General features: G+C 67.0%; 1 protein-coding gene. It reads right to left on the reverse strand.

All coding sequences use genetic code 11. From position 1 onward, the window contains the following. The coding region (locus EXE45_RS17330; protein WP_137695062.1) for a PAS domain-containing protein at nucleotides 1–675 on the reverse strand (675 nt) is incomplete at both ends.

Here is a 675-nt window from a genome sequence, read left to right on the forward strand (position 1 = left end):
TCTCACCGGTCGCCGTGACGATCCGCAGCTCGAGGTCGTACGACTCGCCCTCCGTTCGTAGCCGCTCGAAGGCGCTCTCGATGGCGTCGCGGTCGTCCGGATGATAGAACTGTATTCCGTCCTCCAGCTCGACCGGCTCCGTCGTCGGTAGCTCGTGAATGCGGTACACCTCGTCGCTCCACGTCAGCGACTCGTCGACCAGGTCGACCTCCCACCACCCGATCGACGCGCTCTCCTGCGTTCGCTCGATCAGTCGTCGGGTCCGTCGCAGCTCCTCCTCCCGTCGCTTCTGCTCGTCGACGTCGAGGTGGATCCCCACCGCGCGCACCGGTCCGCCGTCCTCGTCGCGCTCCACCACCTTCCCGATGTCACGGATCCACTTCCACTCGCCCGACGCGGTCCGCATCCGGTGTTCCGCGTCGTAGTACTCGGTCTCGCCGTCGACGTGGGCCGACAGAGCGTCCTCGACCGCCGGGAGGTCGTCGGGATGGACGCGGCGCTCCCACGCGTCGAGGTGCGGCTCGATCTCGTCGAGCGAGTGACCCAGCATCTCCGCCCACTGGTCGTTGAACTCGACCTCGTCAGTGGTCATGTCCCAGTCCCAGACGCCGAGGTTCGCGCCTTCGACCGCGAGTTCGAGTCGGTCTTTGATCCGTTGGACCGTCCGCTCCCGCT

Source organism: Halorubrum sp. SP9 (assembly GCF_005435015.1).
Lineage (GTDB): Archaea > Halobacteriota > Halobacteria > Halobacteriales > Haloferacaceae > Halorubrum > Halorubrum sodomense.